This window comes from Streptomyces sp. YJ-C3, from assembly GCF_053891275.1.
In genome coordinates this window covers 7,849,445-7,861,709 of sequence record NZ_CM132685.1, presented here as the reverse complement: position 1 = coordinate 7,861,709, position 12,265 = coordinate 7,849,445, and the positions used below count along the sequence as shown (strand labels likewise).

At 71.3% G+C, this 12,265-nt stretch carries 12 protein-coding genes; 4 read left to right on the top strand and 8 right to left on the bottom strand.

Going from position 1 to position 12,265, the window contains the following annotated elements; all coding sequences use genetic code 11:
• Positions 1–96: 96 nt before the first annotated feature.
• The 5 genes from ACVHNB_RS35430 to ehuB form a co-directional block, all read right to left on the bottom strand.
• Positions 97–867 (bottom strand): IclR family transcriptional regulator, encoded by a 771-nt coding sequence (locus ACVHNB_RS35430; RefSeq protein ID WP_428954481.1) that lies wholly within the window; start codon positions 865–867, stop codon positions 97–99.
• A gap of 171 nt (positions 868–1,038) precedes the next feature.
• Positions 1,039–1,854, bottom strand: a complete 816-nt coding sequence (ehuA, locus tag ACVHNB_RS35425; RefSeq protein ID WP_428954482.1) for an ectoine/hydroxyectoine ABC transporter ATP-binding protein EhuA — start codon at positions 1,852–1,854, stop codon at positions 1,039–1,041.
• The gene (ehuD, locus tag ACVHNB_RS35420) at positions 1,844–2,461 is read right to left on the bottom strand and encodes an ectoine/hydroxyectoine ABC transporter permease subunit EhuD (protein WP_428957656.1); all 618 of its coding nucleotides are present in this window, start codon (positions 2,459–2,461) and stop codon (positions 1,844–1,846) included. The genes ehuA and ehuD overlap by 11 nt, the downstream gene beginning before the upstream one ends.
• Before the next feature lie 32 nt (positions 2,462–2,493).
• Positions 2,494–3,231: an ectoine/hydroxyectoine ABC transporter permease subunit EhuC gene (ehuC, locus tag ACVHNB_RS35415; RefSeq protein ID WP_428954483.1), complete on the bottom strand. Its 738-nt coding sequence runs from the start codon at positions 3,229–3,231 to the stop codon at positions 2,494–2,496.
• Complete coding sequence (gene ehuB, locus ACVHNB_RS35410) at positions 3,228–4,133, bottom strand: ectoine/hydroxyectoine ABC transporter substrate-binding protein EhuB (RefSeq protein WP_428954484.1); 906 nt, start codon at positions 4,131–4,133, stop codon at positions 3,228–3,230. Before ehuB ends, ehuC begins: the two co-directional genes overlap by 4 nt.
• A 109-nt stretch (positions 4,134–4,242) precedes the next feature.
• Here ehuB and ACVHNB_RS35405 point away from each other — a divergent pair, with 109 nt between their 5' ends.
• Positions 4,243–4,752 (top strand): DUF3830 family protein, encoded by a 510-nt coding sequence (locus ACVHNB_RS35405; protein WP_428954485.1) that lies wholly within the window; start codon positions 4,243–4,245, stop codon positions 4,750–4,752.
• Here ACVHNB_RS35405 and ACVHNB_RS35400 read toward each other — a convergent pair.
• Both ACVHNB_RS35400 and ACVHNB_RS35395 read right to left on the bottom strand, forming a co-directional pair.
• Complete coding sequence (locus ACVHNB_RS35400; protein ID WP_428954486.1) at positions 4,739–6,151, bottom strand: amidase; 1,413 nt, start codon at positions 6,149–6,151, stop codon at positions 4,739–4,741. The two genes, ACVHNB_RS35405 and ACVHNB_RS35400, sit on opposite strands and share 14 nt — an antisense overlap.
• A gap of 46 nt (positions 6,152–6,197) precedes the next feature.
• A complete protein-coding gene (locus ACVHNB_RS35395; protein ID WP_428954487.1) occupies positions 6,198–7,196 on the bottom strand; it encodes a D-2-hydroxyacid dehydrogenase in 999 nt (332 codons plus the stop codon).
• A gap of 265 nt (positions 7,197–7,461) precedes the next feature.
• Here ACVHNB_RS35395 and ACVHNB_RS35390 point away from each other — a divergent pair, with 265 nt between their 5' ends.
• The 3 genes from ACVHNB_RS35390 to ACVHNB_RS35380 all read left to right on the top strand — a co-directional run bounded on the left by ACVHNB_RS35390 (position 7,462) and on the right by ACVHNB_RS35380 (position 10,223).
• A complete protein-coding gene (locus ACVHNB_RS35390; protein ID WP_456226742.1) occupies positions 7,462–8,283 on the top strand; it encodes a maleate cis-trans isomerase family protein in 822 nt (273 codons plus the stop codon).
• 3 nt (positions 8,284–8,286) lie between these two features.
• Positions 8,287–9,018 carry a maleate cis-trans isomerase family protein gene (locus tag ACVHNB_RS35385; protein ID WP_428954489.1) on the top strand — a complete coding sequence of 244 codons (732 nt, stop codon included), beginning with the start codon at positions 8,287–8,289 and terminating at the stop codon, positions 9,016–9,018.
• 107 nt (positions 9,019–9,125) lie between these two features.
• Positions 9,126–10,223: an LLM class flavin-dependent oxidoreductase gene (locus ACVHNB_RS35380; RefSeq protein WP_456226741.1), complete on the top strand. Its 1,098-nt coding sequence runs from the start codon at positions 9,126–9,128 to the stop codon at positions 10,221–10,223.
• 198 nt (positions 10,224–10,421) lie between these two features.
• Here ACVHNB_RS35380 and ACVHNB_RS35375 read toward each other — a convergent pair whose 3' ends face one another.
• A complete protein-coding gene (locus ACVHNB_RS35375) occupies positions 10,422–12,251 on the bottom strand; it encodes a putative bifunctional diguanylate cyclase/phosphodiesterase (RefSeq protein ID WP_428954491.1) in 1,830 nt (609 codons plus the stop codon).
• Between the last annotated feature and the right edge of the window lie 14 nt (positions 12,252–12,265).

Sequence of the window (12,265 nt, the reverse complement as noted above, 5' to 3'; positions counted from 1 at the left end):
CGCGACTGCGTCGCGCGTTGCGGGGGCTCCGCCACCCGCACCCCCCATCTGTCGAAGGCCCCTCGTGAGAGCGAGGGGCCTTCGGTGTGTGCGGGGTCAGATCGTCAGTGACAGCAGTACCGGTGCCGCGCTCTTGTTCAGGCGGTCCGCCGCGTTGTGCAGGCGGTGGGCGTGCTCGACCGGGAGGGAGAGGGCCAGGCAGCCGACCGCGGAGCCCGCGGTGATCGGGACGGCCGCGCAGACCGTGCCCACCGCGTACTCCTGGAGGTCGAGGACCGGGACCGTCGCCGGCTGGGCGGCCAGCTTGGAGAGCAGCACCTTCTCGTTCGTGATGGTGCGCGAGGTGAGGCGGGCCATCTTGTGGCGGGCGAGGTGGTCGCGCCGGCCGTTCAGGTCCAGCTGGCCGAGGAGGCTCTTGCCGACGGCGCTCGCGTGGGCCGAGACCCGGAAGTCCACCCACTCGTTCACCGCGGGGGTCTCCGGGCCGGACGCGTACTGCGTGATCTGGACCTCGCCGTCGATGTACCGGCTGATGTAGACCGCGGCGCCGACGGAGTCGCGCAGCTCGTCGAGCGTGTCCTGGAGCTTGTCGGTGAGGGCGGCCGCGCGGCCCTCGGCGGAACCCAGCCTGGTCAGCGTCTCGCCGGTGACGTACGCGCCGTCGGCGGTCTGCTGGACGTACCCCTCGCGGCGGAGCATGCGCAGCAGCGCGGTCAGCTGGTCGGCGGGCAGGTCCGCGACCTGTGCCAGCTCGGTGTCGGTGATGCCGACGCCACGGTGGGCGACGGCTTCCAGCACGCGAAGAGCGCGCTGCACCGATCGGTGCGGCTGGTACGACGAGGCGTCCTGCTCGTGCTTCAGCGCCACGGCATCCCCCTGCAAGGATCGGTTCCGGACAGCTGGCTCCGTCCACGATAGCCGCCAACGCACCCAATCGGGGCGCCTGTTGACGAGATTGGTGGCGCGTTCCATGCCTCTCAGCAGGAACGCGCCACCGTGACATATGCCAAAGTCATGCCCCATTCGGTGCGTGGCTGGTCACAGCACCGCGCTCAGGAACTCACGCGTCCGCTCGTGCTCCGGCTCGGTGAAGATCTTCTCCGGCGAACCGGACTCGATCACTCGGCCCGCGTCGAACATCAGCACCTGGTCCGAGATGTCCCGCGCGAAGTTCATCTCGTGGGTGACACAGAGCATGGTGATGTCGGTGGTGTGCGCGATGTCCCGCAGGACGTCGAGGACACCGGCCACCAGCTCCGGGTCGAGCGCGGAGGTCACCTCGTCGAGCAGCAGCACCTGCGGGCGCATCGCGAGCGCCCGCGCGATGGCGACGCGCTGCTGCTGGCCGCCGGAGAGCTGCGTCGGGTACGCGTCGCAGCGATCGCCGAGGCCCACCATGTCGAGCAGCTCGCGGGCCCGCTGCTCCGCCTCGTCCTTGGACAGGCCGAGCACGGTGACCGGCGCCTCCATGACGTTGCGCAGGACCTTCATGTTCGGGAAGAGGTTGAACTGCTGGAAGACCATCCCGATGTTCTTGCGGACCTCGCGGACGTGCTTCTCGCCGGCCGGGACCAGCTTGCCGTTCTTCTCCTCGTGCGTGAGGTAGTCGCCGCCGACCTTGATCGTGCCCTCGTCGGGCTTGATCAGGGTCATGAGCAGCCGCAGGATCGTCGTCTTGCCGGAGCCGGACGGGCCGATCAGCGTGACGTGCTTGCCGGAGGCGACGGAGAAGTCCAGCTCGTCGAGGACGGTGTTGGCCCCGAACCGCTTGGTGACGTGGTCGAACCGGATGAGTTCGCTGCCGTCGACGGCGGGGTTTCTGATCTCTTGGGAAGTGCTGCTGTCAGCGGACAAGGCGACGCTCCAGAACTCGGACGAGAAGGGATGCGGGGTAGGCGATGAGGATGAAGGCGATGCCCACGACGGTGATCGGCTCGGCGAACTGGAACGTGGCGGCGCCCTCCAGCTTCGCTTCGTTCAGCATCTCCAGGACGCCGATGCCGAGCAGCATCGGTGTGTCCTTGAGCATGGAGATCACGTAGTTGCCGAGCGCCGGGACCACCCGGCGGATCGCCTGCGGCAGGATCACCGCGGTCCAGGTGCGCCGGACCGGCAGGCTCAGCGCGGTCGCGGCCTCCCACTGGCCCGCCGGGACCGCCTCGATCCCCGCCCGGTACACCTGCATCGTGTACGTCGAGTAGTGCAGGCCGATGGCCACGATGCCGGTGGTCAGGGGAGAGAACTGGATGTTCCACTCCGGCAGCACGTAGAAGATGAAGAAGAGCTGCACCAGCAGCGGGGTGTTGCGGATGAACTCGGTGATCACGCCCACCGGCCAGCGGACGAACCGGGTGGGCGCCCGGAAGGCGATGGCCCACACGAGCCCGAGGGCGAAGGAGATCAGCGAACCCAGCACCACTGCCTGCAGGGTGACGAGGACGCCGTCCCAGAAGGTCGGCATGAAGTCGCCGACGGCCGACCAGTCCCAGCTGTTCACGCGACACCTCCGGTCTTGGCCACGTCCTTGTCGAGGTCGGTCGTACGGCTCGTCGACAGGTTCTTGAAGAAGCCGGGCTCACTGGGCTGACCGATGTTCGCCTTGGTCTTCCGCTCCAGGCTCCGCATCCCGCGGGACAGCACGAAGGCGATGACGAAGTAGATGACCAGGCTGATCGAGTAGATCTTGGCGCTCTCCTGGGTCGCCAGACGCACCAGGTTCGCGGCGAACGAGGTGTCGGCGACGCCCAGCAGGGACACCAGCGCGGTGCCCTTGAGGAGTTCGATCAGCAGGTTGCTGAACGGCGGGATCATCTCCGGGACGGCCTGCGGGAGCAGGATCAGCCGCATCCGCTGCCAGGGCGTGAAGCTCAGGGCGATGCCCGCTTCCCGCTGCGCCGGGGCCACGGAGTTGAGCGCACCGCGCACCACCTCCGCGCCGTACGCCCCGTAGGACAGGCCGAGCGCGAGGACGGCCGCCCACAGGGGGACCAGCTGCCAGCCGAAGAGCACGGGGATGACGAAGAACATCCAGAACATCAGCACCAGGGCAGAGGTTCCGCGGAAGAGCTCGGTGTAGAAGCCGGCCAGGAACCGGACGACCTTGAGGCGGTGGGTGCGGGCCATGCCGATGCCGAAGGCCACCGCGGTCGCCAGGGCGGCGCTGTAGATCGTCAGCTGGATGGTGATCCAGATGCCGGGAAGGATCCAGTGCTGCCAGAGTCCGCTCGTCATGCGCCGCAGAGCTCCTTCGCCGTCAGGGTCGTCATTTCCTTCTCGGTGAAGCCGAACGGGCGCAGGATGTCGAGGAGTTCGCCGCTCTTCTTCATCTTGCCGATCTCGCGGTTGAACGCGTCGCGCAGATCCGTGTCCGTGGGCCGGAAGGCGAAGCCGCCGCCGTCCACGTGCTCCTTGCCGTCGACGAGCGGGGCGAACGCCGCCGTCGCCTCGACCCTGTTGCTGCCCTTCACCACGGTGCGCACGGTGAGCGCGGTGCCCGCGAAGACGTCCACCCGGCCCGCCTCGACGGCATCGCGTCCCGCCACCTGGTCACTGAGGATCGTGATCTTCTTCTCGGGGTAGCCGGCCCCCGTCGCGTACCCGATCTCGGCGTAGCCGGTGCCGGTGGCGAACCTGGCCTTCTTCTCCACGACGTCCTTGTAGTTCCGGATGCCGAGCGGATTGCCCTTGCGCACGATGAACGCGTCCAGCATCTGGTACTCGGGATCGGCGAAGATGACCTGTTCGCAGCGTTCGGCGTTGATGTACATCCCCGCCGAGACGACGTCGAACTGCTGTGAGTTGAGCCCCGGGATCAGGGAGCCGAACTCGGTGGCCACGGGCTGGACCTTCTCGATGCCGAGCCGCTTGAAGACCACTTTCGCCAGTTCCGGCGCCTCGCCGGTGAACTCGCCGTCCTTGTCGACGTAGCCGAAGGGAACCTCTCCGGCGATGCCCAGCCGGACCACTCCCTGGGCCTTCAGTCGTTCAAGGGTGTTGCCCTTGTCGATCCTGCTGCAGCCGCTCGCACCGCCCACGGCCACCGCCGTACCGAGTGCCGCGGCACCCGCCAGAAGTGTTCTGCGGGCTATGCCGCTTGGATCTCGCCGGTTTCGTCTTTGAGGAGTCGGAGCCATGGGCGCGCGGCTACCCGACTCGATTCGAACTATGCCGATCAATTCACGCCCCTGATGCGGGCGAGGCGGTCTTGACCCACCGGGGTGGATGAGGCCGACCATGGAGCGCATGGCTGACTCATCGGATCGATTCATCGAAGTCTCCCTGGCCAAGCGGGGAGTTGCCTGTACGGCGAAGCTGCTCGACGACCGCGCGCCGCTCACCTGCGCGGCGGTGTGGGACGCGCTGCCGCTCGTCTCGGACGTCTACCACGCCAAATACGCCCGCAACGAGATCTACGCCCTGTTCCCGGCATTCGCGGAACAGGAGCCACCGCTGGAGAATCCGACGGTGACTCCCATTCCGGGTGACCTCTGCTATTTCTCCTTCAACGGGACGCAGTTGGGCAGCCAGTCCTACGGGTACGGGAGCGGGGCCGCGCTGGCGGCCGGCACTCCCGTCATCGACCTCGCGCTGTTCTACGAGCGCAACAACCTGTTGATGAACGGCGACGTGGGCTGGGTGCCCGGGATCGTCTGGGGCCAGGTGGTGGAAGGACTGGACGAGATGGCCGCGGCCTGCCAGGACCTGTGGCGGGCCGGGGCGGTGGGGGAGACGCTCGGATTCAGGCGGGTGTGACGACCGCCCGGGGGTCCGCCGCGATCCCCGCCTCGTAGAGCGCGTCGGCGACCCGCAGCACCAGCCCGTCCCGATGGCGGGCCCCGACGACCTGCAGGCCCACCGGCAGTCCGTCCCCGTCGGCCCCGACCGGGACGGACGCCGCCGGCTGCTGGGTCAGGTTGAAGGGGTAGGTGAACGGGGTCCAGCCCGTCCAGCGCCGCAGCCCCGAGCGCCGCGGCACCTCCACCCCCGCCTCGAACGCGGTCAGCGGCAGCGACGGCGTCACCAGCACGTCGTACGTCGAGTGGAACAGGCCCATCCGCCGGCCGAGCGCCATTCGCGTGTCCACCGCCGCCAGATAGTCGAGCGCGCTGTACCGGGCGCCCTGCGCGCAGATCTCCTGCAGCCCCGGGTCCAGCAACTCCCGCTGCGCGGGCGACAGATGCTGCACCACCCGGGCGGCCCCGCTGAACCACAGCACGTGGAACGCCTCGACCGGATCGGTGAAGTCGGGGTCGACCTCCTCCACGTACGCGCCGAGCCCCGCGAGCCGCGTCACCGCCTCCCGCACCCGCGCCGCGACGTCCGGACGCACCGCCACCTGCCCGCCGAGCGACGGCGAGAACGCCACCCGCAGCCCGCGCACCCCGCCCCGCAGCCCCTCCCGGAAGCTCCCGGCCGCGGGGGACAGCCCCGACCAGTCGCGCGGGTCCGGGCCGGAGATCACGTCCATCATCAGCGCCGCGTCGGCCGCGCTGCGCGTCATCGGCCCCACGTGCGCCAGCGTCCCGAACGCGGACGCCGGATACAGCGGCACCCGCCCGTACGTCGGCTTCAGCCCGAAGATCCCGCAGAACGAGGCCGGGATGCGGACCGAGCCGCCGCCGTCCGTGCCCAGCGACAGCGGGCCCGCGCCGACCGCGACGGCCGCCGCGCTCCCGCCGCTCGACCCGCCGGCCGTGCGCGCGGTGTCGTACGGATTGCGGGTCACCCCGGACAGCGGTGAGTCGGTGACGCCCTTCCAGCCGAACTCGGGCGTGGTGGTCCGGCCGACGAACACCGCCCCGTGCTCGCGCAGCCGGGCGACGGAGGGCGCGTCCTCGTCCCAGGCCCCCTCCTCGCGCACCGTCCTGGAGCCGCGCAGGGTGGGCCCGCCGCGCTGCAGCAGGATGTCCTTCACCGTCACCGGCACACCGTCGACCAGCCCCTGTGGCTCCCCGCGCCGCCAACGCTCCGCGCTCGCCTCCGCCTGCGCGAGCGCGCCCGCCGCGTCGGTCCGTACGAACGCGTTCAGCCCCGGCTCGGTCTCCTCGATCCGGGCGAGCACCGCCCGGGTGGCGTCGACAGGGCTGAACTCGCCCTTGCGGTAGCCGTCGAGAAGGTCCTGCGCGGTCAGTCCGGTGAGCTCGGTCGTCATCCGCCCCTCCACACCATGGGTCAGCGCCATGGATCAGCGATCAGGATCAGTTCCCGGGGACATACCCACGTTTCTTGTCGACTACATTCGTCAGTGGCCGGCCGGCCTCCCAGCGGCCGTACAACTCGACGAACTGGCGCCCCAGTTCGTCCCGCCAGCCGACCGTGTCGCCGCTCATGTGCGGGGAGACGATCAGTCCGGGAGCCGTCCACAGCGGGCTGTCCTCGGCCAGCGGTTCGTGCTCGAAGACATCGAGCGCCGCGCCCGCGATCCACCGCTTGTGCAGCGCGTCCACCAGGTCGGACTCCACGACCAGCTGCCCGCGCCCCACGTTGATGAAGCGGGCGGAGGGCTGCATCACGCCGAACCGGCGCGCGTCGAACATGCCCCGTGTGTCCTCGGTCAACGGCGCCGCGCACACCACCCAGTCGGCGCGCGCGAGCAGCCGGTCGAGGTCGGCGGGGCCGTGGATGCCGGCCCGTGCCCGCCGCCCGACCAGCGCCGAGGTGATGCCCAGCGCCTTCAGCTGGGCGGTGATCGCGTGCCCGATGGGCCCCGAGCCGATCACGCAGGCCCGGGTCCCGGCGATGCGCTGCGACTCGCGGTGCCGCCATTCGCGGGACGCCTGCAGGGCGAGGGTGCGCGGCAGGTCCTTGCCCATCGCGAGCACCAGCGCGGCGACGTACTCGGCGATGGGCTGGTCGAAGATCCCGCGGGCGTTGGTCAACACCGCGTCGGAGTCGACGAGTTCGGGGAACATCAGCCGGTCCACGCCCGCGCTCGCGGTGTGCACCCAGCGCGGCCGGGGCCCCTCGCCGGGCCAGGCCTCGCGCACCACGTCGGAAAGGAAGTCCCACACCAACAGCGCGTCCGCCTCGGGGAGTCGAGCGCGCAGCTCGCTCGCGTCCGCGGCGTGCAGCACCCGGGCCCGGCCGGTGAGACTGCCCAGCCGGGGCGGCGGCGCGGGCGGCGCGGCGTCCAGGACGAGGAGGGTGGGCCGGTCGCGGTCGGCCTCCTCGGGACCGGAGCCGTCAGGGCCGGACACGGCAGGGAAATCGTTTCGCAACGAAGCTCCGCTTTCCTTGGGGGAGACACGTCGGGAACGTCGCGATCATGGCGTGCGAGCCGCCTCGCGGCATCCATCTGACATGGGCGGATTGACCACGCTGGCACCTGAACCTACCTTCGTCAACAGGGGCACTGCGTCAGCGGGTTCCCCTCCTCTTCGCTGTCCCGACGTCCCGGCGGCGGTCCGCCGGCTCAAGCACCGCATCGACATCCACACGTCGTCTGAACTTGGGGCATGCTCTATGGACGTCTCTTTCCTGGGGGGACCGCAGCCGCAGTGCGGCGTCGGCGTCGTCGCACCGTTCGACTTCGCCCTCGACCGTGAGCTGTGGCGCTGGGTCCCCGACGAGATCTCCCTCCACCTCACCCGCACCCCGTTCGTCCCGGTCGAGGTCAGCCTCGACCTGGCGCGTCTGGTCAGCGAGCACGAGACGCTCGGCGAGGCGGTACGGGCGCTCGGCGCCACCGAACCGAAGGTGCTCGCCTACGCCTGTACCTCGGGCAGCTTCGTCGGCGGCATCGCGGGCGAGCGCGCCATGTGCGAAGCGATGCGCCGGGCCGGCGAGCTGCCGGCCCTCACCACCTCCGGCGCGCTCCTGGAGGCGCTGGACGAGCTCGGGGCGCGCCGCATCGCGCTCGTCACGCCCTACACCCAGTCGGTCACCGAGTCGCTGGAGGACTACCTGGCCCAGGCCGGCATCACGGTCACCGGACGCGCCTACCTCGGCCTGACCCGGCACATCTGGAAGGTCCCCTACCGGGACGTCGCGGAGATGGCGCGGCAGGCGGTGGGCGGGGCGGCCGACGCGCTGTTCATCAGCTGCACGAACCTGCCCACGTACGACGTCATCCCGCAGCTGGAGGCCGAGCTGCGGATGCCGGTGATCTCGGCCAACCAGGTCACGATGTGGGCAGCCCTGCGCCGACTGGGTACGCGAGCGGTGGGGCCCTACCAGGCGCTGCTCGATCCGGCGGCGCGAGCGCAGTGGCCCCTGCCGGACCAAGGGCTCCGGCCCGGACAAGGCCTTCCGGAGCTCCCGGAGGGCCAGGAAGGGTGGGCATAGGACATGACCGCGCTCGGATTTCTCTACCCAGGACATTCCGCCGAGGACGACTATCCGCGCATCGAGATGCTGATCGACAGTGACGTCCGGCTGTCCGTCGTCCACACGGACATCGGCGAGGACGCGCACCGGGTCGACGCGCTGCTCGAGATGGGCTCGGCCGGGCGGCTGGCCGCGGGCGTCGAGGAGCTCAGGCTCTCCGGCGCGGAGGCGGTGGTGTGGGCGTGCACGTCCGCCAGCTTCGTCTTCGGCTGGGACGGCGCGCACGACCAGGTCAGGGAGCTGGCCCGGACCGCGGGCCTGCCCGCCTCCAGCACCTCGTTCGCCTTCGCCCACGCGGTGCGCGAGCTCGGGGTGCGCCGGGTGGCGGTCGCCGCGACGTACCCGGCGGATGTCGCGGACCATTTCGCCACGTTCCTGAAGGCCGCCGGCGCCGAGGTGCTCTCGGTGCGGGGCAGCGGGATCATCACGGCCGCGGAGGTCGGCACCTGGGGCTGGGACGAGGTCCTGGCGATGGCCCGGGCCGGTGACCATCCGGACGCCGAGGCGGTGCTCCTGCCCGACACGGCGCTGCACACGGCCGCGTACGTCCGTGACCTGGAGAGCGAGCTGGGCAAGCCGGTCCTCACGGCCAATCAGGTCACCGTCTGGGAGGCGCTGCGCCTGGTGGGCCGCCGGGTGAACGCCCCGGCGCTCGGCGCCCTCTTCACGAAGGAGCCGGTGGTCCAGGTGTAGCCGGGCCGGGGGGTCGTGCCGGGAGCCGGCGGGGAACACGGGGAATAAAGCGGAGTAAGCCTCCGTTACGTCGGGGTTACACAGACCCACGTCACCAGGAGGACCCCGTGCCGGCCAACCACGACGAGATCCGCGGCACCGCCCACGGCACCGCGCCGACCCCCCTCTCCGTCCTGGACCTGGTCACCGTGGGCGCGGGCCGCACCGCCACGCAGGCCCTGCGCACCAGCGTCGACATCGCGCGCCTCGCAGAGCGCCGCGGCTTCCACCGCTACTGGGTCGCCGAGCACCACTCCATGCCCGGGGTGGCCTCGTCCTCCCCGGCCGTGATCCTGGCCCACCTGGCCGCCCACACCGAGCGCGTCCGCCTCGGCTCCGGCGGCGTCATGCTGCCCAACCACGCCCCGCTGGTGATCGCCGAGCAGTTCGGCACGCTGGAGGCCATGGCCCCGGGCCGGATCGACCTCGGCCTCGGCCGCGCCCCCGGCACCGACGGCGCCACCGCCGCCGCCCTGCGCCGCACCGACCGCCTGAACGAAGGCGCCGACGACTTCCCGCAGCAGCTCGCCGAGCTGACCCGCTTCCTCGACGACGACTTCCCCGACGGCCACCCCTACTCCCGCATCCACGCGGTCCCGGGCCCGGTCCAGGCCACGTCGCCCGGCGGCGTCCAGGACCCGCACCGCCCGCCGGTCTGGCTGCTCGGCTCCTCCGGCTTCAGCGCGCGCCTCGCCGGGGTCCTCGGCCTGCCCTTCGCGTTCGCGCACCACTTCTCCGCGCAGAACACCATCCCGGCGCTCGACCTGTACCGCGAGTCGTTCCAGCCCTCCGAGGTCCTCGACAAGCCGTACGCCCTGATCGGCGTCTCCGCGCTCGCCACCGACGACGACGGCACCGAGGCCCGCCGCCAGGTGATGGCCGCCGCCCTCAACATGGTCCGGCTGCGCACCGGCCGCCCCGGACTGGTCCCCACGCCCGAGGAGGCGGAGGCGCACCGGTTCAGCGAGATGGAGCGGGACTTCATCGACTCCTGGAACTCCAACGTCATCCACGGCACCGTCGACGAGGTCCGCTCCGGCCTCGACGACCTGCACAAGCGCACCGGCGCCGACGAGCTGATGCTCACCGCCAACGCCCACAGCGGCGAGGTGCGCCTGCGCTCGTACGAACTCATCGCGGACGCCTACGGGTTGCCGCAGGCCTGACACGGGCGCCGCCCCTCGCCGCATATGCACGGCGAGGGGCGGCGGCATCTTCATGACCGTCACCGGCCCCGCGACCAGCCGTACGTCGCCGCCCTACTGGCCGGCCCCGCTTCTGCCGGCGCCCCGACGTCGTCCACCGACCGGTGCGCGGGGTGAGCGACTTCGTGGCGGCGTGCCGGACGGTGCGGAACGACTCCGTCAGCGGTTCCTGGACCCGACGGCGAGCAGGTGCGCGATCCGCTCGGCCTCGACGGGACGCGAGTACAGCCACCCCTGCCCCGTGTCGCACCCGAGGGACCGCAACCGCTCCGCCTGCTCCACCGTCTCGACGCACTCCGCGGTCACGGTCAGCCCGAGCCGGTGGGCCAGCTGCACCAGCGCCTCCACGATCACCGCGTCGGCCGGGTCCGCGGGAGCGCCCTGCGCCTCGTCGTCCTGGAACCCCCGCACGAACGCCCCGTCCAGCTTCAGCACCGACACCGGCAGCCGGCTCAGATACGCGAGGTTGGAGTAGCCGGTGCCGAAGTCGTCGATGGCGATGCTCACGCCCATGTCGCTGAGCGCCCGCAACGCCTGCAGCGGGCGTCCGGCCGAGCCCATCACGCCCGACTCGGTGAGCTCCAACTGCAGTATCTCGGGAGCCAGTTGTGTCTCCTCCAGGATCTGCGCCACATCGGCCACCAGATCCGAGTCCCACACCTGACGCACCGCCACATTGACGCTCACCACCAGCGGCGGCACCCCGGGGTGCTCCTCCTGCCAGCGCCGCGCCTGCTCGCACGCGGTCCGCAGCACCCACCGTCCCAACTGCACGATGGAGCCGTCCTCCTCGGCGAGCCCGATGAACCGATTCGGCGTGAGCAGGCCGAACTGCGGGTGCCGCCAGCGCACCAGCGCCTCCACGCCGCGCAGCCCACCGTCCTCAAGACGCACCAACGGCTGGTACTCCAGCACGAACTCGCCCCGCTCGACGGCCGGCCGCAGCCCGGACGACAGGGTCTGACGGGTCATCCGACGGGCGTTGCGCTCCGGGTCGAACAGCGTCCAGCGCGCCTTGCCGTCGGCCTTCGCCCAGTACAGCGTGGTGTCCGCGGCCTGCATCAGGCCCGTCGCGGTGGTGCCCGCGACCTGCCGCTCGACGATCCCGATCGAGGCCGAGACCGACAGCCGCTGCCCGGACAGGTCGAACGGCTCCTGCAGCGCCCTGAGCACCGCCTCCGCCAGATCCGCCAGCTGTTCCGTACCGGTCGAGTCCTCCACGAGGAGCGCGAACTCGTCGCCGCCGAGCCGGGCCACCAGCGGGGCGCCGGTGGCGTGCCGGGCCAGGTCCGCGCAGTGCGTGAGCCGCTCGGCGACGGCGGCGAGCAGCCGGTCGCCGACATGGTGGCCGAGGGTGTCGTTGACCGCCTTGAACCCGTCGAGGTCGAGATAGCACAGGCCCACCCGGCCGGTCGTGCCCGAGCCCTCGTACGTACCGGCCTCCAGGGCGGCGGTCAGCCGCTCGAAGAACAGGGCACGGTTGGGCAGCCGGGTCACCGGGTCGTGCATCTGCAGATGGCGCAGCCGGGCCTGGAGGTCGCGGTGCTCGCCGATGTCGCTGAGCGAGAGCAGGACGACGTCCGCGCCGGGCACGGGCGACACCGTGATCCGTACCCACATGGAGTGGCCCGCGGCGTGCTTGAGGCGGCGGGTGCGGCCGAGCCGGGCCTGCCGGCCGCGGAGCACCTCGGCGTAGGCGTCCCGGGTGCGCGGGTCGGAGGTCAGGTCGAGCAGTTCGGCGGCGTCGCGGCCGACGAGCGGCCGGGTGCCCTCGCCGTGCAGCAGCGCGAGCGCGGCCGCGTTGGCACCGACGATCACACCGTCGCGGCCGACGAGCAGCATGGGCTGGGGCGCGGCGAGGAACGCGGCCCCGTGCACCCCCTTCGGGCGGTGCTCGTGTGGCCGGCCACTCTCCGTGAGGAATTCGGGGCGCGGGCCGGGCGGGGACACCTCCGCCGCGGTCGTGGGCCCTTCGGGCTGTGCGCTCACCGCTCGCTCCCATG

Excerpts from the sequence above, each read along its gene's own strand:
- ehuD (WP_428957656.1), bottom strand. The coding sequence starts at position 2,461 with ATGCCGACCTTCTGGGACGGCGTCCTCGTCACCCTGCAGGCAGTGGTG.
- ehuC (WP_428954483.1), bottom strand. The coding sequence starts at position 3,231 with ATGACGAGCGGACTCTGGCAGCACTGGATCCTTCCCGGCATCTGGATC.
- ehuB (WP_428954484.1), bottom strand. The coding sequence starts at position 4,133 with ATGGCTCCGACTCCTCAAAGACGAAACCGGCGAGATCCAAGCGGCATA.
- ACVHNB_RS35405 (WP_428954485.1), top strand. The coding sequence starts at position 4,243 with ATGGCTGACTCATCGGATCGATTCATCGAAGTCTCCCTGGCCAAGCGG.
- ACVHNB_RS35400 (WP_428954486.1), bottom strand. The coding sequence starts at position 6,151 with ATGACGACCGAGCTCACCGGACTGACCGCGCAGGACCTTCTCGACGGC.
- ACVHNB_RS35390 (WP_456226742.1), top strand. The coding sequence starts at position 7,462 with ATGGACGTCTCTTTCCTGGGGGGACCGCAGCCGCAGTGCGGCGTCGGC.
- ACVHNB_RS35385 (WP_428954489.1), top strand. The coding sequence starts at position 8,287 with ATGACCGCGCTCGGATTTCTCTACCCAGGACATTCCGCCGAGGACGAC.